Source organism: Bowmanella dokdonensis (assembly GCF_017254865.1).
Taxonomy (GTDB): domain Bacteria; phylum Pseudomonadota; class Gammaproteobacteria; order Enterobacterales; family Alteromonadaceae; genus Bowmanella; species Bowmanella dokdonensis.
The window spans coordinates 1-324 of the sequence record NZ_JAFKCV010000247.1 but is presented as its reverse complement, the minus strand read 5'-3'; the positions used below and the strand labels follow the sequence as shown (position 1 = coordinate 324).

At 53.4% G+C, this 324-nt stretch carries 1 protein-coding gene; it reads left to right on the top strand.

Annotated features, from left to right (window positions below; all coding sequences use genetic code 11):
- Window positions 1-306 (top strand): magnesium transporter (locus J0A66_RS22425; RefSeq protein ID WP_206576036.1); only part of this gene is annotated, 306 nt, incomplete at its 5' end.
- Window positions 307-324 lie beyond the last annotated feature (18 nt).

Below are 324 nucleotides of genomic sequence, written 5' to 3'. Positions count from 1 at the left end.
AAAGTGCTGTTTAAAGAAATGATTGCCGGTGCCATGAACGGCGTGGTTATCGCCCTAACCTGTGCGGTCGGGGTGTATGTATGGAGCCAGTCCATCGGCTTGGCACTGGTGATTGCTCTGGCCATGGTTAGCTCCTTGGTCATTGCCTGTAGCGCCGGTGCACTGGTGCCTATTGTGCTGAAAAAAGCCGGCCTGGATCCGGCTCAGTCATCGTCCATTGTACTGACGACCATCACAGATATTGCTGGCTTTATGTCCTTTCTGGGCATCGCCCTGTTGCTATCGGATATGCTGCCTAAGGGGTAAGTGTTAGCGCCATTCGCA